Annotated in this window: 19 protein-coding genes and 1 pseudogene; 5 read left to right on the top strand and 15 right to left on the bottom strand. The window is 59.3% G+C overall.

Annotated features, from left to right (window positions below):
• Window positions 1-91: 91 nt before the first annotated feature.
• Together QIT27_RS11995 and QIT27_RS17070 are read left to right on the top strand one after the other, a co-directional pair.
• Window positions 92-403 carry an IS66 family transposase zinc-finger binding domain-containing protein gene (locus QIT27_RS11995; RefSeq protein WP_239285177.1) on the top strand — a complete coding sequence of 104 codons (312 nt, stop codon included), beginning with the start codon at window positions 92-94 and terminating at the stop codon, window positions 401-403.
• Window positions 400-831, top strand: a pseudogene (locus QIT27_RS17070) (IS30 family transposase); the annotation flags it as partial. The gene QIT27_RS11995 and the pseudogene QIT27_RS17070, both read left to right, overlap by 4 nt.
• 45 nt (window positions 832-876) lie before the next feature.
• Here QIT27_RS17070 and recA read toward each other — a convergent pair.
• The 3 genes from recA to QIT27_RS11980 all read right to left on the bottom strand — a co-directional run bounded on the left by recA (window position 877) and on the right by QIT27_RS11980 (window position 2879).
• Window positions 877-1926, bottom strand: coding sequence for a recombinase RecA (recA, locus tag QIT27_RS11990; protein ID WP_285263957.1), 1050 nt, complete (start codon window positions 1924-1926; stop codon window positions 877-879).
• 138 nt (window positions 1927-2064) lie between these two features.
• The gene (locus QIT27_RS11985) at window positions 2065-2265 is read right to left on the bottom strand and encodes a hypothetical protein (protein WP_044628863.1); all 201 of its coding nucleotides are present in this window, start codon (window positions 2263-2265) and stop codon (window positions 2065-2067) included.
• 89 nt (window positions 2266-2354) lie between these two features.
• Window positions 2355-2879 (bottom strand): CinA family protein, encoded by a 525-nt coding sequence (locus QIT27_RS11980; protein ID WP_285263948.1) that lies wholly within the window; start codon window positions 2877-2879, stop codon window positions 2355-2357.
• Window positions 2880-3000: 121 nt separating this feature from the next.
• Between QIT27_RS11980 and mutS the strand changes: the two genes are divergently transcribed.
• A complete protein-coding gene (gene mutS, locus QIT27_RS11975; RefSeq protein WP_285263947.1) occupies window positions 3001-5568 on the top strand; it encodes a DNA mismatch repair protein MutS in 2568 nt (855 codons plus the stop codon).
• A 182-nt stretch (window positions 5569-5750) separates the two neighbouring features.
• On the top strand, window positions 5751-6074 hold the full coding sequence (fdxA, locus tag QIT27_RS11970; protein ID WP_044628866.1) for a ferredoxin FdxA: 324 nt from the start codon (window positions 5751-5753) through the stop codon (window positions 6072-6074).
• Window positions 6075-6571: 497 nt separating this feature from the next.
• Here the strand turns inward: fdxA and eno are convergent, their stop codons facing one another.
• The 12 genes from eno to pilM form a co-directional block, all read right to left on the bottom strand.
• A complete protein-coding gene (gene eno / locus QIT27_RS11965) occupies window positions 6572-7861 on the bottom strand; it encodes a phosphopyruvate hydratase (RefSeq protein WP_253016641.1) in 1290 nt (429 codons plus the stop codon).
• Window positions 7862-7929: 68 nt separating this feature from the next.
• Window positions 7930-8793, bottom strand: a complete 864-nt coding sequence (kdsA, locus tag QIT27_RS11960) for a 3-deoxy-8-phosphooctulonate synthase (protein WP_285263946.1) — start codon at window positions 8791-8793, stop codon at window positions 7930-7932.
• Window positions 8794-8803: 10 nt separating this feature from the next.
• On the bottom strand, window positions 8804-10459 hold the full coding sequence (pyrG, locus tag QIT27_RS11955) for a CTP synthase (protein WP_285263945.1): 1656 nt from the start codon (window positions 10457-10459) through the stop codon (window positions 8804-8806).
• 332 nt (window positions 10460-10791) lie between these two features.
• On the bottom strand, window positions 10792-12210 hold the full coding sequence (locus QIT27_RS11950) for a glutamate synthase small subunit GltD family protein (RefSeq protein WP_062362444.1): 1419 nt from the start codon (window positions 12208-12210) through the stop codon (window positions 10792-10794).
• A 32-nt stretch (window positions 12211-12242) separates the two neighbouring features.
• Window positions 12243-16685, bottom strand: coding sequence for a glutamate synthase large subunit (gene gltB / locus QIT27_RS11945; protein WP_285263944.1), 4443 nt, complete (start codon window positions 16683-16685; stop codon window positions 12243-12245).
• Between the two features lie 440 nt (window positions 16686-17125).
• Window positions 17126-18244 (bottom strand): 3-dehydroquinate synthase, encoded by a 1119-nt coding sequence (aroB, locus tag QIT27_RS11940; RefSeq protein ID WP_159341241.1) that lies wholly within the window; start codon window positions 18242-18244, stop codon window positions 17126-17128.
• Entirely contained in the window at window positions 18241-18807 is a 567-nt protein-coding gene (gene aroK / locus QIT27_RS11935; protein ID WP_159341240.1) for a shikimate kinase AroK, read from the bottom strand. Before aroK ends, aroB begins: the two co-directional genes overlap by 4 nt.
• On the bottom strand, window positions 18807-20870 hold the full coding sequence (locus tag QIT27_RS11930) for a type IV pilus secretin PilQ (protein ID WP_285263943.1): 2064 nt from the start codon (window positions 20868-20870) through the stop codon (window positions 18807-18809). The genes aroK and QIT27_RS11930 overlap by 1 nt, the downstream gene beginning before the upstream one ends.
• A gap of 57 nt (window positions 20871-20927) precedes the next feature.
• Window positions 20928-21446 (bottom strand): pilus assembly protein PilP, encoded by a 519-nt coding sequence (locus tag QIT27_RS11925; RefSeq protein WP_285263942.1) that lies wholly within the window; start codon window positions 21444-21446, stop codon window positions 20928-20930.
• Window positions 21443-22093, bottom strand: a complete 651-nt coding sequence (locus tag QIT27_RS11920) for a type IV pilus inner membrane component PilO (RefSeq protein WP_285263941.1) — start codon at window positions 22091-22093, stop codon at window positions 21443-21445. Before QIT27_RS11920 ends, QIT27_RS11925 begins: the two co-directional genes overlap by 4 nt.
• A complete protein-coding gene (locus QIT27_RS11915) occupies window positions 22090-22659 on the bottom strand; it encodes a PilN domain-containing protein (RefSeq protein WP_159341236.1) in 570 nt (189 codons plus the stop codon). The genes QIT27_RS11920 and QIT27_RS11915 overlap by 4 nt, the downstream gene beginning before the upstream one ends.
• Entirely contained in the window at window positions 22656-23717 is a 1062-nt protein-coding gene (pilM, locus tag QIT27_RS11910) for a type IV pilus assembly protein PilM (protein WP_159341235.1), read from the bottom strand. Before pilM ends, QIT27_RS11915 begins: the two co-directional genes overlap by 4 nt.
• A gap of 193 nt (window positions 23718-23910) precedes the next feature.
• Between pilM and QIT27_RS11905 the strand changes: the two genes are divergently transcribed.
• Entirely contained in the window at window positions 23911-26439 is a 2529-nt protein-coding gene (locus QIT27_RS11905) for a penicillin-binding protein 1A (RefSeq protein ID WP_285263940.1), read from the top strand.
• Window positions 26440-26519 lie beyond the last annotated feature (80 nt).

The raw sequence follows: 26519 nt of genomic DNA, 5'->3' as shown, positions 1-26519 counted from the left end.
CTAGAAGTGTCAGTGGTTTGCTGGGAAGGTCGCTGATGACGCAACGTGCGATACGACCTCAACTGCTAATCGTCGCACGCGCGCCGGGCGTGTGGCGCTACCGCCAGAACTACCGCGCGTTGAGGTGGTGCATGAACTGCCCGATAACGATCACCACTGCCACAAGGACAGTGCCGCGCTAAAGATAATCGGTGAAGAGGTCATTGAGAAACTGCACGGGTTGCCTGCCCGGATCGAGGTGACCCGTCATGTGCGCCGCAAATATGCCTGCCCGACGTGCGAAGAAGGCATGAAGACCGCCCCCGCGCCGCCGGCCAAGCTGTTTTGCCTAAAAGCAATGCCAGCGCCACGCTGCTCGCCTCTATATCGCGACCGCCAAATACCAGGACGCACTCTCCCCTGATCGAACGACACAGCGGCTACCTCTTAGCAGCGCGCCTACCGAAGATAACGGCCACTGAAACTGCCAAGACGATGATCCGGTTGTTAGAACCACGCCGAGGCGCAGTGCAGACCATCACCTTGGATAACGGTTCTGAATTCGCCGAGCACCGACAGTTACTAAGACCGTCTCAGCCAAGATCTGTTTTTGTGACACGTACCACTCATGCCAGCGTGGCACCAATGAAAATACGAATGGCCTGATTCGCCAATATTTCCTGAAAGGGACTGACTTTCGAACCTTGTCTGACACAGAGCTAAGAAGAGTGGTCGATAAGCTGAACGATAGACTAAGAAAGAGGCTGAGATACCGCCCCCAGCCCAGGTGTTATTAAGTGAATACTTGGAGAACAACAAACCGCGGGTGCTGCACTTATTAGTTTAATTTAGGTGTTGCGCATGGACAAGGTTTGTAAAAACCTTTAACAATCTGCGTTAGGCGTCCTCTTCTGGTACCTGTACAGCTACAGCTTTGTCTTCGCCCTTGCGCTGCGCGACTGGCATCAGTTGGCGACGTATTTCAGCTTCAATCTCGTCTGAGATTTCCGGATTGTCTTCTAAATACTGCGCAGCATTGGCCTTACCTTGACCGATTTTTTTGCCTTTATAGCTGTACCAGGCACCGGCTTTATCGACCAATTTACACTGCACGCCAAGATCGATGACCTCACCAGCATGATAAATCCCTTTACCGTAAATAATCTGGAATTCCGCCTGTCTAAAGGGCGGCGCCACCTTGTTTTTCACCACTTTAACACGAGTTTCGTTACCAGTGACTTCGTCACCCACTTTTACCGAACCAGTGCGACGGATATCCAAGCGCACGCTGGAGTAAAATTTTAACGCGTTACCACCGGTGGTAGTTTCAGGAGAACCGAACATCACACCGATCTTCATCCGAATCTGGTTGACAAACACGACAAGACAGTTCGCGTTTTTTACGTTACCAGTTAGCTTACGCAGAGCCTGGGACATTAATCTTGCTTGCAAGCCAACATGGGAGTCGCCCATTTCGCCTTCGATCTCCGCCCGCGGCACAAGCGCTGCGACAGAGTCGATGATGATCAAGCCAACAGAGTTGGAGCGAACAAGCATGTCAGTGATTTCAAGAGCCTGCTCACCAGTATCTGGCTGAGAAACCAACAATTCATCCAAGTCAACGCCTAGCTTTTCAGCGTAAACTGGATCTAGTGCGTGCTCTGCATCAATAAACGCCGCGCTTAAACCTTTCTTCTGTGCTTCGGCCACCAGCTGCAAACAAAGTGTGGACTTACCTGCACTTTCTGGGCCATATATCTCGCAAATTCTGGACAATGGTAGCCCGCCTATGCCAAGTGCAATATCGAGACCCAGAGAGCCCGTAGAGATCGCAGGCATTGGGCCCGCTGACTCATTCATTTTCATAACAGCACCTTTACCGAACTGACGTTCGATCTGACTCAACGCGGCAGACAGGGCCTTTTTGCGGTTCTCATCATTCATGATCTTTCTCCAAAAAATGCTACATAATTAGGCGAGCTTGCTCTAAATTGTACTGGTACAAAATTAAAAAATATTTATTAAAGCATTGCGGAGCTGTTACTCACTCACTCGGTTAGCTTGTACCATTTTTTCTAGTACCAATTAAAAGATTTCGACGACGCGACCAAACGGCAAACCACCAATGCCCAGGGCAATATCCAGCCCTAAAGAACCAGTGGAGACAGACGGCATAACGACGCGAGGCGCATCGCCGAGGCGCATAACGGTTCCTTTGCCAAACTGACGGTCAATTTGGCTGAGTGCGGCATTAAGCGCTTTTGTGCGGTTGTCTTCCTGAGCCATGCAGAGATTCCTCATAACAAGCTGTATAATTAGCCAGTAGTATGCCAAAGATTAGCGACTAAACAAATCCTCGACGGCAACTTTAACGATTATTTCTTCTGCGCCTGGGCGCTCAACCGAGCGACCAGCCCCGCCAGGGCTTCACGCACCGCCTGCTCACGCACCGCTTGGCGATCGCCAGGAAAAAGGAAGCGCTCGGCCTCTTGCTGTTCGGCACAGCCCCAAGCGATCCACACGGTACCTACCGGCTTGTCATCACTGCCACCATCGGGCCCTGCCACCCCGCTCACCGCGACGGCCACATCGGCACCGCTCTCGCGGCAGGCACCGGCGACCATGCGCTTCACCACGGGTTCGCTGACCGCGCCGTGGTCAGCGAGAGTGGCCGCCTCCACGCCTAACAGACGTGTTTTCGCGGCGTTGGAGTACGTAACGTAGCCCGCCGTAAAATAGGCCGAACTGCCAGCCACCGAGGTGATGGCGCTAGCGATGCCGCCACCGGTACATGACTCTGCGGTGGTCACCTCCACGCCCAGTTGAAGGCATTGACGCCCCAGGCGCTGGGCAAGCAGCGATAAATCGAGATTCTTGAGGCTGGAAACACTGGGGGCCATGGTGACTCCTTCATGTAAGACCTTAGGGTAGCGTAGAATACTGCGTTTAGCTTTCTCAACGAAATTGCCCAACGAACATGCCGCAGGCCCAACGCTTGCGCCACGCTCAATCAGGACGCCCATGTCACAGGCCAGCCCCGCCCATACGCCAATGATGGCGCAATACCTTAACATCAAGCGCGAGCACCCCGAGGTACTGCTGTTTTACCGCATGGGGGATTTTTACGAGCTATTTTTCGACGACGCAAAACGCGCCGCCGCGCTGCTGGATATTACGCTGACGCAACGCGGCCAATCTGGAGGCAAGCCCATCCCCATGGCTGGCGTGCCCTACCATAGCGCCGAGGGGTATTTGGCACGCTTGGTGGCCGGCGGGGAGTCGGTGGCGATTTGCGAGCAAATCGGCGACCCGGCCACCAGCAAGGGGCCCGTAGAGCGCAAGGTAGTGCGTATCGTGACGCCCGGTACGCTGCACGATGAAGCCCTGCTCGATGCTCGGCGAGATAACGTCCTGGTGGCCGTTGCCCCCGGCAAAGCAGGCTGGGGATTGGCGTGGCTGGAGCTCTCCAGCGGTCGTTTCAACGTACTGGAAGTCGAGAGCGAAGCGGAAATGCTCGCCGAGCTTACTCGTCTCTCTCCCGCTGAGCTGCTGGTGCCGGAGAGTCTGACCTTGCCTGATGCGTGGTCGCAACAGCGCAGCCTACGCCGCCAGGGGGAGTGGCTATTCGATCTGGAGAGCGCCACCCGCAGCCTATGCGACCAGTTTGAAGTCAGTGACCTGCGTGGCTTTGGCTGCGCGCACCTCTCCACGGCGCTGATCGCGGCCGGTGTCCTGATCGACTACGCCCGCGATACCCAGCGCTCGCGCCTGCCCCACGTGACCGCCATCAGCGTAGAGAACCGCGATGATGCCGTGGTGATCGACGCCGCCAGCCGCCGTAACCTGGAGATCGACATCAATCTAGGGGGTACCAGCGATAACACCCTGGCCAGCGTGCTCGATACCTGCACCACCGCCATGGGGTCGCGGCTTTTAAAGCGCTGGCTGAACCGCCCGCTGCGCCAGCGAGAGATCGTCGAGGGCCGCCAAGCCGGTGTTGCCCTGCTCTCCATCGATGCCGCTTACATGAGCCTGCGGGAGACGTTGAACGACGTGGGGGACGTGGAACGCATACTCGCCCGCGTGGCTCTTTACAGCGCGCGCCCACGCGATCTCGCGCGTCTGAGAGATGCGCTCGCCACGCTGCCCACGCTGGAAGCGCTGCTGACCGATATCGACAGCGGCAGCGCCCTGGATAGCCTCAAGCCACACATTCGACCCTACCCCGAGCTGGCCGATACGCTAGCGCGCGCGATGGTCGACAACCCACCCGTCGTGATTCGGGATGGCGGCGTGATTGCCGACGGCTTCGATGCCGAGCTGGACGAGCACCGCGGTATGGCCGAAAACGCTGGCGACTACCTCGTACAACTGGAAAGAAGAGAGCGCGAGCGCACCGGACTCGCCAACCTCAAAGTGGGCTATAACCGCGTACACGGCTACTTCATCGAGCTCCCTCGCGCCCAGGCGCAGCACGCGCCCGCCGACTACATCCGTCGCCAAACGCTGAAAAACGCCGAACGCTTCATCATTCCCGAGCTGAAAGAGTTCGAGGACAAGGCACTTTCCGCCAAGTCGCGGGCGCTCACTCGGGAAAAATGGCTTTACGATCAGCTCCTGGCTGACCTCAACGCCCAATTGCACGAGCTACAAAACACCTCTCGTGCACTCGCAGAGCTAGACGTGCTGTGCGCCTTCGCCGAGCGCGCCGACGCCCTCAACTGGGTGCGCCCTCGATTGGTGGAGGCCACCGGCATCACCATTACTGCCGGGCGCCACCCGGTCGTGGAGCAGGTCAGCGACAAACCGTTCGTGCCCAACGACGTGCGGCTAACCCCGCAGCAGCACATGCTGATCATTACCGGCCCCAACATGGGCGGTAAATCGACCTACATGCGCCAGACGGCGTTGATTGCGCTACTCGCCCATAGCGGCAGCTTCGTGCCCGCCGATGCCGCCGAGATCGGCCCGGTCGACCGTATCTTTACCCGAATTGGCTCGTCGGATGACCTCGCCGGCGGACGCTCGACTTTCATGGTGGAAATGACCGAAACCGCCAATATCCTGCATAATGCCACCGAGCATAGCCTGGTGCTGATGGATGAGATTGGCCGCGGCACCAGTACCTTCGACGGGCTCTCCTTGGCCTGGGCAAGCGCTGAGCATCTCGCCAACGCGCGGGCGCTCACGCTGTTTGCCACGCACTATTTTGAAATGACGGCGCTGCCTGAGCAGGCGGAGGGCGTCGCCAATATTCATCTGACAGCGACAGAGCACGGCGATGGTATCGTGTTCATGCACCGTATCGAGGCGGGTCCTGCCAGTCAGAGCTATGGCTTGCAGGTCGCCCAGCTCGCCGGCGTGCCTAATCCGGTGATTCGCCGCGCTCGGGAAAAGCTGATGATGCTCGAACAGCGGGATGTCGACGAACAGCAGCGACCGGCGGAGAGCCCGTCGATACCGCAGCAAAACGACCTGTTCGCTAGCGCCCCACACCCGGTGGTGGAAGCGCTCGGCAAGGCGGATATCGACGACTTGTCGCCTCGGGAAGCGCTGGCCCTGTTGTATCAGTGGCGAGAGCTGCTATAGACAATGGATATAATGAGCGGCAGTAATCGCATCAACAGATGAGCGTGAGCGCTTGCCGCCGGGTATGGGCACCACTAGAATGTCGGCCATACTTTTTTATCTTATAAAAAACCGCTGATTTATAACCATTCACGATTGACCACGACCGGGAGACTTCTCGGTCTCGCAAGAGGGATAGCAAGATGACGTTTGTCGTTACCGAGAACTGCATCCAATGCAAATACACCGACTGTGTGGAAGTGTGCCCGGTCGACTGTTTCTACGAAGGCCCCAATTTCCTGGTCATTCACCCAGACGAGTGCATCGACTGCGCGCTGTGTGAACCAGAGTGTCCGGCTGAGGCGATATTCTCCGAGGACGAGCTGCCCGATGGTCAGGAGCAGTTCATCGAGATCAACGCGGAGCTGGCCGAGGTGTGGCCCAATATTGCCGAGAAGAAAGACCCGCTCCCCGATGCCGAAGAGTGGGACGGCAAAACCGGCAAGCTGGAAAAACTCGAGCGCTAAGCGCTGCGTGTCGACACGCCGCAAAAAACCAGCGTACGCGCTGGTTTTTTTGTGAGCCGATGAACAGCGCTTCAGCGCTGCGTAAATGGCGGGCATAAAAAAAGGCGGCCCGTAGGCCGCCCGCTCCAAGCACTTCCTCTGACCACTCCCTGTGTCAACCTCCTCAGGTGACGTCCTTGCCAGGGCTCACATCACTGTGTCACCCGGCGCACCTACCTGCATCCCGTTGCATCCTGCCTGAAGCATCCTTGCCTCCCCTTGTCCTGAGATCATTGTGGCAGAAGCGGCTAACTTCTCAACCAAGCCCAAAACGCAAAAGGCGAGCCTTACCGGCTCGCCCTTCTCTCACTAAAATCTTAAATATCAACGACTTAAATTAAGATTAGTGAAAAAATTCGCTTTTTCTTACATGGTTCCGAGCGAATGTCGTCGGCATTTGTAAGAGATCTCTTACAAATTTTTGAGAGATCTCTTACACGCGGAGGCTATTTTTCCGCTTACTGACCTTTAATCGCTTTCAAACCGGGGTAGCTCACATCGCCAAGCTCGGCTTCGATCACCAGCAGGCGGTTGTACTTCGCGACACGGTCAGAGCGGCACAGTGAGCCGGTCTTGATTTGACCCGCGCAGGTGCCCACGGCCAGATCGGCAATGGTGGTGTCTTCGGTTTCGCCACTGCGGTGGGAGATGACCGCCGTGAAGCCTGCATCCTGGGCCATTTTGATCGCATCCAAGGTTTCAGACAGCGAGCCGATTTGGTTGAACTTGATCAGGATGGAGTTACCGATCTGCTCATCGATGCCGCGCTTGAGGATCTTGGTGTTGGTCACGAACAGGTCGTCCCCCACCAGCTGCACTTTGTCGCCCAGCTTGTCGGTCAGCGCCTTCCAACCGGCCCAGTCGGACTCGTCCATGCCATCTTCGATCGAGACGATCGGATAGTCGGCACACAGGCCCGCCAGGTAGTCCGCAAAACCTTCGGCGTCGTAGCTCTTGCCTTCGCCAGAGAGGTTGTACTGGCCGTCTTTGTAGAACTCGGATGAGGCACAGTCCAGCGCCAGCGTGACGTCGCTGCCCAAGGTGTAACCCGCATCGGCAACGGCTTGCTTGATGACCGCCAGCGCGTCGGCGTTGGACGCCAAGTTCGGCGCAAAGCCACCCTCATCGCCCACCGACGTCGAGAGGCCTTTGGCGGAGAGCACTTTTTTCAGCGCGTGGAAAATCTCCGCGCCCATACGCAGACCTTCACGGAAGTTCGCAGCGCCGACTGGCTGTACCATGAACTCCTGGATGTCCACGTTGTTATCCGCGTGCTCGCCGCCGTTCAGAATGTTCATCATCGGCACCGGCATGCTGTACTGGCCGGGCTGGCCGTATAGCTCGGCGATATGCGCATACAGCGGCACGCCTTTGGCGTTTGCCGCCGCTTTCGCCGCCGCCAGAGATACCGCCAGAATCGCATTGGCACCGAGGGTGGCTTTGTTATCCGTGCCGTCCAGCGCCAGCATGGCGTCGTCCAAGCCCCGCTGGTCCCGCGCATCCATTCCCAACAACGCATCGCGGATCTTGCCATTCACGGCCTCGACGGCTTTCAAAACACCTTTGCCGAGGTAGCGTGCCTTGTCGCCATCGCGCAGCTCGAGCGCTTCGCGGGAGCCCGTGGAGGCACCGCTGGGTGCGCAGGCAACGCCGACGGCACCGCTTTCCAAACGTACGGTGGCCTGAACGGTCGGATTGCCGCGCGAATCGAGCACTTCCAGCGCACTGATTTCAACAATTTTGGTCATTACAGTGTCCTTTGGTTGTCGGTCTAATCGATGAGAGGTCCAATGTATACCACGGATTGCCGCCGCGATTAACGGATGGTCAAGGGCTCAAAGCCTTTTACCAGCGCGTCTAATTGCGACAGCTGCGTCAAGAACGGCTCAAGCTGGTCCAGCGGCAGCGCGCAGGGGCCGTCGCACTTGGCGTTATCGGGGTCTGGATGAGCTTCCAAAAACAGTCCGGCCAAGCCCACGGCAACGCCCGCACGAGCAAGCTCGGCAACCTGAGCACGGCGGCCATCGGCGCTGTCCGCACGGCCACCGGGGCGCTGCAAGGCGTGGGTCACATCGAAGAACACCGGGTAGCCGGTCTGCTTCATGTCACCAAAGCCCAGCATATCCACGACGAGGTTGTTGTAGCCAAAACTGGTGCCCCGCTCGCACAGCATCAGGCGGTCGTTGCCCGCTTCCTGAAACTTGGTGAGGATATGGCGCATTTCATGGGGGGCCAAAAACTGCGGCTTCTTGATATTGATCGCCGCACCGGTTTTCGCCATCGCCACCACGAGATCGGTTTGGCGAGCCAAGAAGGCCGGCAGTTGGATAATATCGGCGACTTCTGCCGCAGGCGCTGCCTGCCACGGCTCGTGCACATCGGTAATGATGGGTACGTTATAGCGAGCTTTGATATCGGCCAGAATTTGCAGGCCTTTTTCCAGCCCAGGACCACGATAGGAGTGGATCGAGCTGCGATTCGCTTTATCGAAACTGGCCTTGAACACATAAGGCATACCCAGCTTTTGCGTCACATTCACGTAGGCCTGCGCGACTTCATCGGCCAGCTCCGCCGACTCCAGCACGTTCATGCCGCCTAGCAGCATAAGCGGCAAAGAATTGCCGGCGGTTAAGCCGGCAACGTTGATGTGATGCTCTGGGAATTGGGATTGAGAAGACATGCTTCCCCCTTTATTCCTGAGGTGCGGCGTGGGCACGGGTACGTGCCGTTTTATGCTCTAGCGCGGCATTGACGAAGCCAGAGAAGAGCGGATGACCGTCGCGAGGCGTCGACGTGAACTCCGGGTGGAACTGACACGCCACGTACCAAGGGTGGTCCGCCAGCTCGACGACTTCGACCAGCGACTGGTCGACGCTCTTGCCCGAAATCACCAGGCCTGCGGCTTCCAGATCATCGATGAACTGGTTGTTGACCTCGAAGCGGTGGCGATGACGCTCAACGATTTCGTCGGCACCGTACGCTTCGCGGGCTTTGCTGCCAGCGGCCAGATGGCACACTTGGCCGCCCAAACGCATGGTGCCGCCCAGGTCGGAGGCCGCGTCGCGCAGCTCGATCTTGCCTTCGGCATTGATCCACTCGGTGATCAACCCCACCACCGGGTGCTTGGTATCGTGGGTAAACTCGGTGGAGTTGGCGTCTTTCCAGCCAGCCACGTTGCGGGCGAACTCGATCACCGCTACCTGCATGCCTAGACAGATACCCAGGTAAGGGATGTTGTTTTCACGGGCAAACTGGGCGGTCAGGATCTTGCCTTCCACGCCGCGCTCGCCAAAACCGCCGGGCACCAGAATGGCGTCTTTACCTGCCAGACGCTCGGTGCCGTGACGCTCGATGTCTTCAGAGTCGATGTAGTCGACGTTGACTTTGATGCGGCCCTGAATACCTGCGTGGATCAGCGCTTCGTTCAGCGACTTGTACGCATCCAGCAGCTCCATGTACTTGCCGACCATGGCGATGCTGACGGACTTCAGCGGGTTGAGCTTGGCATCGAGTACCTTGACCCACTCCGACAGGTCCGCAGGTGCTGCTTCCAGGCGCAGCTTGTCGCAGACGATATCGTCGAGGCCGTGCTCGTGCAGCATCAGCGGAATGCGGTAGATGGTGTCGGCATCTTGCAGCGGCACCACCGCGCGCTCTTCCACGTTGGTGAACAAGGCAATCTTGCGACGCTCGCTCTCCTCAAGCTCCACTTCGCTGCGGCAAATCAAAATATCGGGCTGGATACCGATAGAGCGCAGCTCTTTGACACTGTGCTGCGTCGGCTTGGTTTTGGTTTCGCCAGCAGTCTTGATGTACGGCACCAGAGTCAGGTGCATGTAAATGGCGCGGCTAGCGCCCAGCTCGCTGCGGATCTGACGAATAGATTCTAGGAACGGCAGCGATTCGATATCGCCCACCGTACCGCCGATCTCCACCAGCGCCACGTCGAAGCCTTCGCCTCCGGCGTAGACGCGCTGCTTGATCTCATCGGTAATGTGCGGAATGACCTGCACAGTGCCACCCAGGTAATCGCCACGGCGCTCTTTGCGCAGCACGTGTTCGTACACACGGCCTGTGGTGAAGTTGTTGCCCTGGGTCATTTTGGTGCGAATAAAGCGCTCGTAGTGACCTAAGTCCAAGTCCGTCTCGGCGCCATCCTCAGTGACGAACACCTCGCCGTGCTGGAAAGGACTCATGGTGCCCGGGTCCACGTTGATGTACGGGTCGAGCTTGAGCATGGTGACCTTAAGGCCGCGGGCCTCTAGAATCGCCGCCAGCGAGGCCGACGCGATGCCCTTGCCAAGAGAGGACACAACGCCGCCGGTCACGAAGATATATCGTGTCATGGAAAACCTGTCGAAACGTGATCAAAAGGCGTAACAGAAAGCCACACCAGGATGGGACGACAGAATAGCAGAGTACGCCTTAAGGCTCAATTTGAACTGAAACAGCGCCAGCCTCGGTCGCGAGCTAAAGCTGCCTCCCACTCTAGCACTGGCTATATATAAGCAGTGGGAAGCCAATTGATCGGGCTAAAGGATGCCGATGCTCAGTTGCCCCAGAGGTAGATCTGCGCGAGGCACTGTAAACCCAATCCTGGGCGCTACTTTTGTCATCCATGACAAGAAGACCCTCGCTACGACCTACCCCTGGTGCTGTTCGGCATGACATACACACTTTACACGCCTAGGTAATCCAGAATGCCCTCGGCGGCCTGACGCCCTTCATAAATAGCGGTGACCACGAGATCGGAGCCGCGCACCATATCGCCACCGGCAAAGATTTTCTCGTTGCTGGTTTGGAAGGCGTACTGACCGTGCTCAGGCGCTTTAACAAGATCCCATTCGTTAACGTCGATATTGGCGCTATCGAACCACGGCGCCGGGCTTGCCTGGAAACCGAAAGCCACCACCACGGCATCAGCGGCGATGATCTCTTCAGACCCCGGCACGACTTCAGGACGACGACGGCCATTCTCATCCGGCTCGCCCAGGCGCGTACGAACCACTTTTACGCCTTCGACCTTGTCTTCACCCACTACCGCTACCGGCTGGCGGTTGAACAGGAACTCGACGCCCTCTTCCCGCGCATTGGCCACTTCACGGCGCGAGCCCGGCATGTTCTCTTCATCGCGGCGGTAGGCACAGGTCACGCTGGCGGCGCGCTGACGAATCGAGGTGCGGTTACAGTCCATCGCGGTATCGCCACCGCCCAGCACCACCACGCGCTTGCCTTCCATCGAGATAAAGTCGTTCGGGTCTTTCTCGAAGCCCAAGCGGCGGTTGACGTTGGCAATCAGGAAATCCAGCGCTTTGTAGACGCCGGGCAGGTCTTCACCGGGGAAGCCGCCCTGCATGTACTTGTACGTCCCCATGCCCAGGAACACCGCGTCGTACTCCTGCAGCAGCGTCTCGAACTCGACATCGGTGCCGATTTCGGTATTCAGACGGAACTCGACGCCCATCTCCTCGAATACCGCACGACGGCGCTCCATGACGTTCTTTTCCAGCTTGAACTCAGGAATACCGAAAGTCAGCAGACCGCCAATTTCGGGGTACTTATCGAACACCACTGGCTTGACGCCATTGCGCGCCAGAATATCGGCACAGCCTAAGCCCGCAGGGCCAGCACCGACAATGGCAACCTTTTTATCGGTCCACACCACCTTGGACATATCCGGGCGCCAGCCCATGGCAAAGGCGGTATCGGTAATGTACTTCTCTACCGAGCCAATGGTGACCGCGCCAAAGCCGTCGTTCAGGGTACAGTCGCCCTCACACAGACGGTCCTGGGGGCACACGCGGCCACACACTTCCGGCAGCGAGTTAGTTTTGTGGGACAGCTCGGCGGCTTCGATAATGTTGCCTTCCACCACCAGCTGCAGCCAGTTGGGGATGTAGTTGTGTACCGGGCACTTCCACTCGCAGTAAGGGTTGCCGCAGTGCAAGCAGCGGTGCGCTTGGCTCGCCGCATCGGTGGGCTTGAACGGCTCGTAAATTTCCGCGAACTCTTTGGCCCGGGTATGCGCCGGTTTTTTCTGTGGGTCTTTACGACCCACGTCGACAAACTGAAAATCGTTGTTTAAACGGTTGGCCATGATCTCTCTCCTCGAAGCGTAGGCGCTGACGGTTATTGCGGCTGACGCCGAGACTGATCCAGCAGACTACCCAGGCTGGCCGCTTTTGGCTTCACCAGCCAGAAGTGGCGCGCGTAGTCGCTGAAGTCTTCCAGAATCGCCGCACCGCGTGCGGAACCCGTCGCGGCCACGTAGGCCTCGATCATTTCCCGCAGGTGTCGACGGTAGGCTTCCATCGCTTCGGTGTTGACCCGGTGAATCTCGACCAACTCATGGTTGTACTTATCCACGAAGGTCCGATCTTCATCCAACACGTAGGCAAAACCACCGGTCATGCCCGCCCCAAAGTTAACGCCGGTTTCACCCAGCACGCAGACCAAACCACCGGTCATGTACTCACAGCAGTGGTCGCCCGCGCCTTCGATCACAGCCGTTGCGCCGGAGTTACGCACCGCAAAGCGCTCGCCGGCGGTACCTGCGGCAAACAGTGTGCCGCCTGTCGCCCCATAGAGGCAGGTGTTGCCGATGATGGCCGTTTTGTGGCTCTCGAACTGGCTGACTTTCGGCGGCACGATCACAATGCTGCCGCCGTTCATGCCTTTACCGACATAGTCGTTGGCATCGCCTTCCAGGTAAAGGTTCAGGCCGCGGGCGTTCCACACCCCAAAGCTCTGGCCTGCCACGCCGGTAAAGCGCGCGGTGACCGGAGCGGCCTCAAGGCCCTCTTCACCGTAACGCTTGGCAATCGCCCCGGAGGTGAGCGCCCCTACACTGCGGTCGCAGTTAGTGATGGTGAAATCGAACGTGCCGCCAGACTGAGACTCAATGGCCTCTTTCAGCGCCGCCAAGACTTCCTGGTTTTTGGCACCCGGGTCGTGGGGCACGTTGCGGCTCACTTCACAGAACTGCGGCGCATCTGCAGGCACGAAGTCGTTCGCCAGCAGCGGCATTAAGTCCAGCTTACGCTGCGACGCCGTGTTGCCTTCCAACACTTCCAGCAGGTCCGTGCGGCCAATCAGGTCGGTGAGCTTACGCACGCCCAGCATGGCCATCAGCTCGCGTACTTCTTCGGCAATAAAGCGGAAGTAGTTTTTCACCATATCCACGGTGCCGCGGAAGTGCTCGCCACGCAGGAAGTCATCCTGGGTTGCAACACCGGTGGCGCAGTTGTTCAGGTGGCAAATACGCAGGTATTTACAGCCCAGCGCGACCATCGGCGCGGTGCCGAAACCGAAGCTTTCAGCACCCAGAATCGCCGCTTTGACGACGTCGAGGCCGGTCTTCAGACCACCATCGGTTTGCAGACGAATTTTGTCCCGCAGGCCGTTAATGCGCAGCGCTTGATGCACCTCAGGCAGCCCCAGCTCCCAAGGGGAACCGGCGTGCTTGATGGAGGTGAGCGGGCTGGCTGCGGTGCCGCCGTCGTAGCCAGACACAGTAATCAAATCCGCATAGGCTTTGGCGACGCCGGTGGCAATAGTGCCGATCCCTGGCTCGGAGACTAGTTTCACCGAGACCTGCGCGTCTGGGTTGACCTGCTTGAGGTCAAAGATCAGCTGCGCCAAGTCTTCGATGGAGTAAATATCGTGGTGCGGCGGCGGCGAAATCAGCGTGACGCCGGGCACCGAGTAGCGCAAGCGGGCAATCAGTTGATTGACCTTACCGCCCGGTAGCTGGCCGCCCTCACCGGGCTTGGCGCCCTGGGCTACCTTGATCTGCAGCACTTCGGCATTGACCAAGTAAGCCGGAGTCACGCCAAAGCGCCCAGAGGCGATTTGTTTGATTTTCGAGCTGCGAATGGTGCCATAACGCGCCGGGTCTTCGCCGCCCTCACCGGAGTTGGAGCGACCACCCGCCTCGTTCATGGCCTGTGCCAGCGCTTCATGCGCCTCAGGCGACAGCGCGCCTAGCGACATGCCGGCGCTATCAAAGCGCGGAATCAGCGCTTCAATGGGCTCGACTTCTTCCAGCGGCACCGGAGACTCAGCAGGCTTAAGCGTCAGCAGGTCACGAATGGTGGCCACCGGACGCTCGTTGACCAGCTGGGCAAACTTTTTCCACTTGGCGTAGCTGCCTTCTTGCACAGCGGCTTGCAGCGATTTCACTACGTCCGGGTTATAAGCGTGGTACTCGTGGCCGTGCACGTACTTGAGCATACCGCCTTGAGAGATCCCTTTGCGGGGAATCCATGCATCCTTGGCCAGCAGCTCTTGCTGAAGCTGAAGCTCAGCAAAGCCGGTGCCCTGAATACGAGAGGCCATGCCCACAAAGCAGGTATCCATGACTTCATCCGCCAGGCCGACGGCTTCAAACAGCATGGAGCCGCGGTAGGAAGCCAGCGTCGAAATGCCCATCTTCGAAAGAATCTTGAACAGTCCTTTCTGCAGGCCCTTACGGTAGTTCTCGCGAGCATCTGCTGGGTTGCCGGTCAGCTCGCCCGTGCGGTGCATATCCGCCATGACCTGATACGCCAGCCACGGGTAGACCGCCGTGGCGCCCACACCGAACAGCACCGCCATCTGGTGCGCATCGCGAGCGTAGCCAGTCTCGACCACGATGTTGGCGTTGGGGCGTAGCGCCAAGCGGCCAAGGTGGGAGTGAACGGCACCCACCGCCAAGGCTGCCTGAATGGGCAACTGGCCTTTGGGCAGCTCCGCATCGCTCAGCACCAGAATCACTTTACCCGCTTTCACCTGCGCTTCGGCTTCTTGGCACAGCGCGGTAATCGCCTGCTGCAAGCTGGTCTGCTCAGGGTCGTAGCCCAGCGTCAGCATGTGGCTGGCAAAAGCCGGATCATCCTGGCTTACCAGGGCAGTGAATTTACGCGGCGAGAGCACCGGCGTGGTCAAAATCAAGCGGTGAGCGTGTTCCGGCGTGGCCTTGAAGACGTTCAGCTCCGCACCACAGCAGGTTTCCAACGACATCACGATCGCTTCGCGCAGCGGATCGATCGGCGGGTTGGTGACCTGGGCAAACTTCTGACGGAAGTAGTCGGTCAGCAGGCGCGGACGGCTCGACAGTACGGCCATGGGCGTGTCGTCCCCCATGGAGCCCACCGCTTCCTGGCCACTTTCCGCCAGCGGGCGCAGCACCTGGTCGCGCTCTTCGAACGTCACCTGGAACATCTTCTGCTGCACGTTCAGTGCCTCAGTGTCCATCGTTTGGAAGCGCGCCAGTTCGGTCAGCGCCGACTCCAGGTAGTTCGCTTCCTGCTTCAGCCAGCGCTTGTAGGGGTATGCGGACTTCAGGCGATCATCGATATCCTGAGTGTGCAGTACTTCGCCCGTTTGGGTATCCACGGCCAGCATCTGGCCAGGGCCGACGCGGCCTTTTGCTACGACGTCTTCCGGCTTGTAGCCGTAGGTACCGATTTCGGAGGCCAGGGTAATGTAGCCATTCTTGGTAATCACCCAGCGCGCGGGGCGCAGGCCGTTACGGTCCAGCATACAGACTGCTTGGCGGCCGTCGGTCATCACCACGCCCGCAGGGCCGTCCCACGGCTCCATGTGCATGGAGTTGTACTCGTAGAACGCGCGCAGCTCAGCGTCCATGGTCTCGACGTTTTGCCAGGCGGGCGGCACCATCATGCGCACGGCGCGGTGCAGCTCCATGCCGCCGGTCAGCAGCACTTCCAGCATGTTATCCATGCTGGAGGAGTCGGAGCCGGTGGTGTTGACGATTTCGTCCAGCTTGGCGATATCCGGCAGACGCTCGTTAACGAAGTTCGCCTTACGCGAGTTCGCCCAACCACGGTTGGCTTCGATGGTGTTAATTTCACCGTTGTGCGCCAGCAGGCGGAACGGCTGCGCCAACGGCCAGCGCGGTGCGGTGTTAGTCGAGAAGCGCTGGTGGAACACGCAGATGGCGGTTTCCAGACGCGGATCGTTCAGGTCTTTGTAGAACGCCGGTAGATCTTCCGGCATCACCAAGCCTTTATAGGAGACGACTTCAGTGGAGAGCGACGCCACGTAGAAATCTTCATCACTGCGCAGCGCCTGCTCGGCGTAGCGGCGACCCATGAAGAGGTCGACATCGAAGTGCTCGCTGCTGCCAGGGGCAACGAACACTTGCTCGATGCGCGGCAGGCAGTCCAGCGCCATGGGGCCACAGACGCTGGAGTCCGTGGGCACCACGCGCCAGCCCAGCACGTCCAAACCACGCGCGCTGAGTTCAGCAACCAGCGTCTCTTTCGCTTTAGAGGCACGCGCATCGTCGTTGGGCAAAAACACCGAGCCCACCGCAAAGCGCTCGCCCAGCTCGACGTCGAGCGCTTCTTTGGCGGCAGCACGCATGAATTGTGCGGGCATCTTTAGCAGCAGGCCGCAACCGTCGCCAGTTTTACCATCTGCCGCGATACCGCCACGGTGGGTCATGCAAGTCAGTGATTCAATAGCCGTTTTCAGCAAGTCGTGGCTGGCCTGCCCTTCCATGTGGGCAATAAGGCCAAAGCCGCAGTTATCGCGAAACTCGCCTGGCTGGTGAAGACCTCTATTCATGGGCGTGCCTCTAGTCAGCGTATTTTGTAAGCAGCGTTTTTATGGTATTGTTACGGGTTTTTCTTTTTTTATGGCTCTTGTTACCCGCCCGAAATAGGGTGTTTTCCGCATTCGCTGCTGCAAGAAAATGGTCGCTCAGCATAGCGATTTGCCACCGCGTAGCGCAATCGCCCGGCGCGCGCCAATCGCGAAAAACCCTCGCCAAAACCCGTAGTTGCATTACCGTTCAATAAAAAAACAGTTATACTTCAACGGCTTGCAATGCAAAGAAACGATATTTTAACGACCGAAAGAGCTCATTAGACTTTAGTCTAATTATCACCAGAAACCCCATGCCGATAGCGCATAAGGCATACGGATATCATTACGCAATGCTTGTATCGGCTCTTCACGGGCAGAAAAAAACCCGCCTGATCAGAGGCGGGTTCCGAGCGGTGAGGCTAGCCAACTATCCCCTGGCCGCGAGGATAGCCATCCAGTAGCTGCCGTAAGGTGTCGGCTGGAGTGGCGTCGCTGACGCAAGCATCGCCCAAGTCCTTCAGCAGCACCAGACGCAGACGCGCATCGACGTTCTTTTTATCCAACCGCATACGCGCCAAGAAGTCATCCGTCGACATGCCCGCGGGCGCGACCAGCGGAAGACCCGCGCTTTCAATCACCCTTTTCGTGCGCTCAAGTGCATCCGCGCTAATCCAGCCAAGCTGATGAGAGAGCGTGGCGGCCATCGCCATGCCCGCTCCCACGGCTTCGCCGTGCAGCCAGTTGCCGTAGCCTTGATGCGCCTCGATGGCGTGGCCGAAGGTGTGTCCAAGGTTCAAGAGCGCACGCACGCCCTGCTCGGTTTCGTCTTCCGCCACGATATCGGCTTTGATCTGGCAGCTCTTGGCGATGGCTTCAGCCACCACCTCGGGTTCGACACGGCGTAGCGCCGCCATGTTTTGCTCAAGCCAAGCGAGGAAGGCCGCATCGCGAATAAAACCGTACTTCACTACCTCGGCAAGCCCCGCTGAGAGTTCCCGAGCGGGCAAGGTGGTGAGGGTAGCGATATCTACTACCACGGCCTTGGGCTGCCAAAACGCGCCAATCATGTTCTTACCCAGCGGATGGTTCACGCCGGTTTTGCCGCCCACCGAGGAGTCCACCTGCGACAGCAGCGTGGTGGGCACTTGGATGAACGCCACGCCGCGCTGATAGGACGCCGCTGCATAGCCCACCATATCGCCCATCACACCGCCGCCTAGCGCAATCAGTGTACAGCGCCGATTGAAGCCTGCTTCGAGCAGCGCATCCCAAATGCGCCCCACCTGCTCGATGGTTTTGTACTGCTCACCGTCAGGCAACACCAAGGTACGCACGTCGAGCTGCTCGGGCAACACGTCCTGTAGCGCCTTCAAATAGTGCGGGGCCACCGTCTCGTTGGTGACGATCATTACCTGATGACCTGCCAGATAAGGCACGAAGCTATCCGAGCGTTGGAGCAGCCCCACGCCAATGTGAATGGGATAACTGCGCTCACCCAGTTCAACGGTTAACGTGTGGTGATGGGCTTGTTCGGTCATGGGGATACCTTTTTCTGCGGGGCGCTGGCAGCGTCCAACGGATCGATCATGCGGTGTACGCGGCGTAAAATCTCGTTGACCACCGCCCGCGGGCTTCGGCGATCCGTGCGCACGGTAATGTCAGACGTCGCGCGGTAGAGCGGGTCGCGGGTGGCAAACATGTCGTTGAGCACCTGCTCGCGGTTGGCACACTGCAACAGCGGGCGGTTGCGATCCTTGGCGGTCCGTTTTAGCTGCTGTTCGACGGTGGTCATCAAGTAGATGACCGTGCCGCGCTCACGCAGGGCACGGCGGTTCTCTTCCCGCAGCACCGCGCCACCGCCGGTGGCAACGACCACGTCCGCTAATTGGGTAAGCTCGTCGATCATCTGGATTTCACGCTGGCGAAAGCCGGGCTCGCCCTCTACGTCAAAGATCCAGGGAATATCGGCACCGCAGCGGTCCTGTATGGCGTGGTCGCTATCGTAAAACGGGCGCGATAGCTCTCCCGCCAACAGGCGGCCTATCGTGCTCTTACCAGCCCCCATGGGGCCTATTAAAAAAAGATTGGGTAAATCCTGCATCAGCGAACCGCCAAACCATCATCAAGTAGTCGTGGAGTAATAAAGACCAGTAACTCTACCTTTTCATTGCTCTCTTCGGTATAGCGGAACAGGCGTCCTAGCACCGGAAGGTCACCGAGAAGCGGCGTCTTGGCCATTTGGCTAAGCTGCTCTGTGGTCAAAATACCGCCTAACACCACCGTCTGGCCATTATCCACCAGCACCTGGGTTTCGATTTGGTTGGTATCGATGGGCGGCTCGCCGCCAAACTCGCTTTCACGGAAACTATCGTTCTTGATCACCAAATCCATGATGATGCGATTGTCCGGGGTGATTTGTGGGGTCACCTCCAGCGACAGCTCCGCCTCTTTGAATTCGGTATCCGGGTTGCCCTGGGCATCGACACTCTGGAACGCCCGCTCTTCGCCCTGGCGAATGGTGGCGGTGCGCTGGTTGGCGGTAATCACGCGGGGCTGGGAGATCGTCTGGCTCTTGCCTTCGCTTTCCAACGCGCGCAGCTCCAGGTCGAGCAGAATATCCCCAGAAAGGTAGCCAAAGCTAAAGCCGGTGTTGGCTGCCGCCGTGGAGCCCAAATCCACCGCCAGCCCCCCCTGAGCGCGGTTGATGCCGTCAGGGTTGATATCGCGACGTGAGAACGTGCCGTCGTCTCCTTCTACAAAGCCGCGGGTGCTGGAAACGCCCCAGTTCACGCCCAGCTCGCGAGACGCCGTATCCCGGGCAATCACGATGCGCGCCTCTATCTGTACTTGGCGTACCGCCACATCAAGACGGTCAAGGGTACGAATGATGTCGCGCACCTGATCGGCGGTATCTTGGATCAACAGCGTGTTGGTGCGCTGATCGACACTCACCCGGCCACGCTCGGTCAGCAAACCAAAGCCTTCCGCCCCACGCAGCAGTTGGGCCAAGTCTTCGGCCCGGGCGTATTTCACCTCGATGAACTCGGTCACCAGCGGCGCTAACGTCTGCTGCTGGTTGCGCGCTTCGATCTCTTGACGCTCGATCTCCGCCAGCTCCCCCGCCGGTGCCACGACAATGACATTGCCCTGCTCACGGCTTGAGAGTCCCTGACTTTGCAGAATCAGCGCCAGCGCCTGGTCCCAGGGCACGTCGTTCAGATTGAGCGTCACACGGCCCGTCACGCTGTCGCTCGCCACCAGGTTCAGGCCGGTAAATTCGGCCAGGGTGGCCAGCACCGCACGCACTTCGATATCTTGGAAATTGAGACTCAGGCGATCGCCGGTAAAACTCTCGCCCTGCTGCTCGCGCTCTTGCTGACTGGCTTGGCTCACTGGCTGCACTTCGACGGTGAGCGTACGACCGCTTTGCGATGAGATCATCGCGTAGGGACCGTTGGTTTGCAGCTCCAGCAGCGTATCGCGCTGCCCAGAGCGAGGCGTGATGCGCGTAATCGGCGTCGCGAAATCGGTCACATCGTAGATTTGGTTGAGCGCATCGGGAATGTCCACATCGCGCAGTTCGGCCACGACCACTCCGTCACTGCCTTCGCGCACCTGGGTCACCACGCCTTCGCGGTCGAACGTAACCAACAAACGACCGGCGCCATCCGCTCCCCGGCGAAAATCGATGTCGGTGACTTGCGGCCCTTCGTCGGTTTCCAGGCCGCCACTGACCGGCTCGGACGACGCGGCGTTCATGGCCGCTGGCGCAGACGGCGGCGCACTGGCAGCCGCCGCCAGCGTAATGCGCAGCTGGTCGCCTTCCACTCGGGAGGTGTAGTCGAGCGGCTGGCGTAAATCGACCACCAGACGCGTTCGGCCATTTCCCTCCAGCGCTGTAATCTGCTCGACGCTTGCGTTCTCCACGCTGATCCGGCGCTGGGGCAGATCGCTCTGCGTATCGGCCAGATCCAGCGCCAAGCGGGGCGGCGCGTCCAATCGGTAGCCGCGCAGTTCGGCGACACCGCCGCTGAATTGCAGGAGCAGCTCGACCTCACCGCTGCCGGTTTGGCGCACATCCAAATCGGTTAGCACGGACCCAAAAGCAAACGTTGGCATCAGAGCTAACAGTGATAGCGTCATTCGACGAAGTGTAGCGGCCATAGGTGTCATCCGGTAACAAGTCATGAAGTGGGTTGCCTGGTGGCGTGAGCGCGCTGGCTACTCATCCAAGCTGAGCGTTGCCTGACGCTCCTGCCAACCCACCTGCTGATTTAAAATACGTTCGGTGATGTGCACTTCCTGCGGGCGAATGTCGGTGACCTGCCCGTAGTCGGTGCCGAGATAATTGCCTTCACGCACGCTGGTCACGCTGCCGTCCGGCGCGCTGATCAGCGCCACCTGCTGCCCCCCCATGCGCAGCGTGCCCACTAAACGCAGGCTTTGGAGCGGAAACTGCTCGAGCGGCTCGGCCTTTCGCTGCTGGTCGGGAGCCAAGGCGCTGTCGAAGACCGCAACCACGTCGGTCGCCCGCACGCTCTCAGGTGCCAGAAAGGGGCTGCGGGTGTCACTATAGCGGTAATCCACCGGCTGGTATTCGGGAATCGTCGGAATGATGACCGGCGGCTGCCCCGTGGGGGCACGACGAATCTCCTCCATGACCGACTCTAGCTGGCTGAGGTTGGCATCGCCACAGCCTGCCAGCAGCGCCACCATGCCAATGCTGAATAAACGCCTCATGGGGCTGGCACCTCCCCTTCGTCTGCTTCTTCTATATAGCTATAGGTGCGGGCCACCAGCGACATTCGCAGCGACTCCCCGCTCTGCTCGGCAGGCGAGAGCGCGACATCGTGCTGGGTCACGATACGTGCTAGCTGGCTAATATCGGCCACGAATTGCGCCAGCTCGTGATAGCCGCCACGCACCTGAATATCCAGCGGGTGTTCTACATAGTGCGTGTTGCTCACGGTGGGACGCAGGCGAATCGTCTCGATACTGAGGTCATTATCCAACGCCGCATCGCTAATACTGTCCAGCAACGAGGGAATTTCGGCACTGGTGGGCAGCATGGAACGCATGGTGGCCATCTGCTCTTCGAGAGCGGTGAGCTGGTCGCGCACTTCGGGCAAAAACGCCGCTTCGGAAACTTTGCTGCGGTACTCGTTCAGAAGCCGCGCCTCTTGGCGCTGCGCTGCTTCCAGCTCGACGCGCTTTTCGCTCACCAACCACCAACTCAGCCCGCCAAGGGCGACGCCAAACGCCAGTGCACCACACAGTGCTTTGAGCAGCACAGGCCATTCACCCGCCTCTTTGACATCCAGCGCCTGCCAATCCAGGGTTTTCAGCCGCTGCCACTCATCCTGCCACCGCTCGCGCCCCCACTTCATGGCGACTCCTCCTCATCACCGAGCTCTTCCAGCGAGGATTGCACCACTTCGAACTGGAACATGCGACTGTTGCCATCCTGCCCGCTGGTGACTTCCGACAGGAGCGGCACGCCAAGCTCTGGCACGCTGGCGAGCTGACGAAGCTGATCGGAGACCTGACGCTCGCTGCCTGCCATGGCCGATACGCTCACCTGCTCGCCGGTGCGCGTCAGGCGCTGATACACCACGCCATCCACCGCACTCGCGGCGATAGCATTGAAAAGCTGCACGGTGCTGATCCGCTCGGCTTGCAGGGTTTGAAACAGCGTTAACTGTTCACCCAAGCGCTCGGCGGTTTGCTGGTAGCGCTGTACGTCGGCAATTTCGTTGTTCAGGCGCTCGATGTGCTGGGTGATGTAGGCATTACGCTGCTGCTGGGCGGCTAGCTTTTGCTGGTAGAGCTGGGCGACCCCCAGGCCCAGGGCAATGCCCGCCACCAGCATCAGCACCACGACTCCGTAAAAACGGCGGGTCCGCTTTTCCCGGCGCGCTTCCCGCCAGGGAAGCAGGTTAATCGTGATGCTCATAGCCCGACCCTCATCGCTAAACCCCCAGCGGTGAGCATGGCAGGGGCATCGTTGGTCAGACCTTCCATGTTGAGGCGCTTGTTGACCCGCATCCGCTGGAACGGGTTGGCAATGGTCACCGACATGCCGCTATCTTCGGCAATGCGTTCGGCCAAGCCGGGAATGACGCTGGAGCCGCCCGCTAGCACGATGTGTTGCACTTCGTGTTGGCGGCCAGCGGTATAGTAAAGCTGCAGCGAGCGTCCCACCTGCTGCACGACGGTCTCCAGAAACGGATTGAGCACTTTGTCGTGGTAATCCTCTGGCAGTCCACCGCGCTTTTTCGCAAAGCCGGCCTCTTCGTTGCTCAAGGAGTAGTGATCGCGAATAGCGTCGGTGAGCTGGCGGCCGCCAAACACGGTATCGCGGCTGTAGACGATATGGCCACCACGCACCACGTGAAAGGCGTTCATGTTCGCGCCGATATCCACCAGCCCGACGCAGGCGTTGGGGTCGCTGTCTACGTTGAGCTGGCGGCGCAGCTCGGCCAGCGAACGCTCCATGGCGAAGGTTTCCACGTCTACCGCCGCGGGCTCTAGCCCTGCCCGCTCCAAGGTTTCAGTGAGCTGCGACACGTCCTGCTGGCGGCAGGCGACCAGAATGACTTGCTGCTGCTCGTCATCGAAGGGCGCGGGCCCAAGGCAGTGAAAGTCGAACGCCACCTCGCTGAACGGAAACGGAATATGCCGGTCAGACTCGGCGATGATCCGCTCCTCGATTTCGTCTTCGCTCAGCGACACGGGAAACTGGAGCGTCTTGGTAATGGCGGCGCTGGCCGGAACGGCCACGGCCGCCTTACGCGTAGACGGTTTGGCATGCTCGACGGCACGACTCAGCACGTTGGCAACATCGTTCATATCACGAATGCGGCGTTCGACCACCGCGCCCTCGCGCAGCGGACGCACGGCATAGCTCTCGACCTGATAGTTGTCGTTACACCGTTTGAGTTCGAGTAGCTTGACGGTGGCCGACGTAATATCGACACCAATCAACCCTTTACTGGGTTTTAGTAAGCGCATGTTGAGTTCGGCTCCGCCTGCCTGTCGTGCGAGTTTCGAGGTTACATGATTTTTAGTTAAGGCACACGCCAATGCCTCTACGTCATATCAACACTGGTGGCCGCTGCCTCCCCTTCCTATAATGGCAGCCAATTGCGCGCTATGGCGGTTACACCACCATACCTACTCTTCTTTTCACGGGTGCCCACTGTTCATGACGTTTTTACGAACTCTTGTGCTGTCACTATTTTCGCTGGTCGTTGCGCTCTCGGGTGCGGTCATACTGGCGGTGATCGGTGCCGCTATCTATTTCTCGCCGGGCCTGCCCGACGTGCGCCAGCTGCAGGATTTCGAACTGCACACGCCGCTGCGAATCTTTACCAACGATGGCAAGCTGATCGGCGAATTCGGTGAAGAGCGCCGCATGGCGATCGACTTCGACGACATTCCCCAAGACATGATCAACGCGCTGATCGCCGCCGAAGATGCCAGCTACTTCGACCACGCCGGTGTCGACCCGCGCGGCCTAGCGCGGGCGGCGGTCGAGCTGGTACAGAGCGGCGGCACCATTCAATCGGGTGGCTCTACCATCACCATGCAGGTCGCGCGTAACTACATGCTGACCCTGGATCAGACTTTCACGCGTAAGATTCGCGAGATTCTGCTGGCCCTGCAAATGGAACAAATCCTCGATAAAGAGGAGATCTTCGAGCTTTACGTCAACAAAATCTTCCTAGGTAACCGCGCCTACGGGATTGCTGCCGCCGCCGAGACCTATTACGACAAGCCGCTGGCCGAGCTGAGTCTGGCAGAGACGGCAATGATTGCCGGGCTGCCCAAAGCACCCTCCGCGTTCAACCCGCTGGCCAACTCCGAGCGCTCACTGATCCGTCGCAACTGGATCCTGTTCCGTATGCGCGAGCTTGGCTATATCGATAACGATACCTACCAGAATGCCGTGCAGGCGCCGGTCACCGCGCGCCGTCACTACACGCAAACCGAAGTGGATGCCGCCTACGTGGCAGAGATGGCTCGCCAGTACGCCATCGAGCGCTTTGGCGACACCGCCTATACCGGCGGCTACCGTATTTACACCACCATCGACAGCGAACTTCAGCCCTTTGCCCGCCAAGCGCTGGCCAACGGTCTGATCGAGTACGACCTGCGCCACGGTTGGCGCGGTGCCGAGCAGGAAGACATCGCGCCCAGCTTGGTAGAAGCCCAAGAGCAGACCAATACCCAGGGCCTGGAAGAGGAGCTGTCCGAGTCGCCGGAAATTCGCCAAACCGCACGTCAGGCTGCCCAACGCAGCCAAACCGAAGTCGAAGGTGTGGATGGCGATGTGAGCAACTGGCTACAGGTACTGGAGCGCACGCCTAACTACGGCCTGCTGCAACCCGCCATCGTAGTAGAGAGCAGTGGCCGCGAGATGCAGGTACTGACCCGTGGCGGCGAGCTGCAAACCATTCCGTGGAGCGGCCTGAACTGGGCGCGCCCCTATTTGAGCCCGCGTAGCCGCGGGGCCGAGCCAAGCAGCGCAGCGCAGATTGCCGAACGTGGCGATATGGTTCGTGTCATCGAAACCGACGACGGCACGCTGCGTCTCTCTCAGCGCCCGGATGCCGAAGGTTCGCTGGTGGCGCAAGACCCGCGCACCGGCGCGATTCTGGCGCTTCAAGGCGGTTTTGATTTCAACGCCAGTAAGTTCAACCGTGCCGTTCAGGCCCAGCGCCAGTCCGGCTCGATCTTCAAGCCGTTCATCTACCTCGCCGCGCTACAGGATGGCGAAATGAACGCTGCCAGTGTGGTCAATGACGCGCCGGTGGTGCTGGACGACGGCAGCGATTCGCTGTGGCGTCCGGTGAACTCCAGCCGCGACTTCCAAGGGCCGATGCGCCTGCGCCCGGCGCTTGCGCGTTCACGTAACCTCGTCACCATTCGCGTTCTGCAAACCATGGGGCTCGACCACACCATTCAGTACCTCGAAGGCTTTGGCTTTGCGCCTGAGCGCCTCCCCCGCGGCCTGTCACTGGCTCTGGGGAGCGCCAGCCTCACGCCCATGGAGATGACCAACGCCTACGCGGTGATCGCCAACGGTGGCTTCCAGGTCGCGCCTTGGTTTATTGAGCGCGTCACTCGTGATGACGATAACGAAGTCATCGACGAAGCCACGCCGCAGGTGGCCTGCGTGAACTGTGCCGAGGACCAGGAAACCGTCGAAATCGATGGGAAGAGCTACCCTATCGCGCCCCGCGTCGCTGACCCCGCAGCGGTGTACATCCTGCGTGACATGCTGCGCGACGTCATCACATCGGGCACGGGCCGGGCAGCGCTAAGCCTGAACCGTGACGACATCGTCGGTAAAACCGGGACGACTAACAGCCAGCGGGATGCCTGGTTTGCCGGTTTCAACAGCAACCTCGTAACGACGGTGTGGGTCGGTAAAGACAGCAACGACACCATTGCCGAGTACGGCGCGAATGCAGCACTGCCGATCTGGATCGACTTCATGGGCGATGCGCTGGAAGGGACGCCCTCTGCGCTGCCAGAGCGTCCCGATACCATCGTCACCGCGCGGGTGGACCCGAATACCGGCCGTCGCCTGCACGATGACCAGTCTGGCGGCATCTCGGAGCTGTTCCACCAGGATCATCTGCCCGACTTCCAGCCGCGCCGTATCAGCCAGGAGCTGGAAGAGGCCAGCGGCTCGCAGGGGTCAGGCACGGCAGAGTCGATCTTCTAAAGCACCAACCATCGGTTACCCCACGGGTGAGCCTTTGACACGAAAAGCCCGGGAACTGACGTTCCCGGGCTTTTTTGGTG

This window comes from Halomonas sp. LC1 (genome assembly GCF_030247125.1).
Taxonomy (GTDB): Bacteria; Pseudomonadota; Gammaproteobacteria; order Pseudomonadales; family Halomonadaceae; genus Vreelandella.
This window is presented reverse-complemented; position numbering and strand designations above follow the sequence as displayed.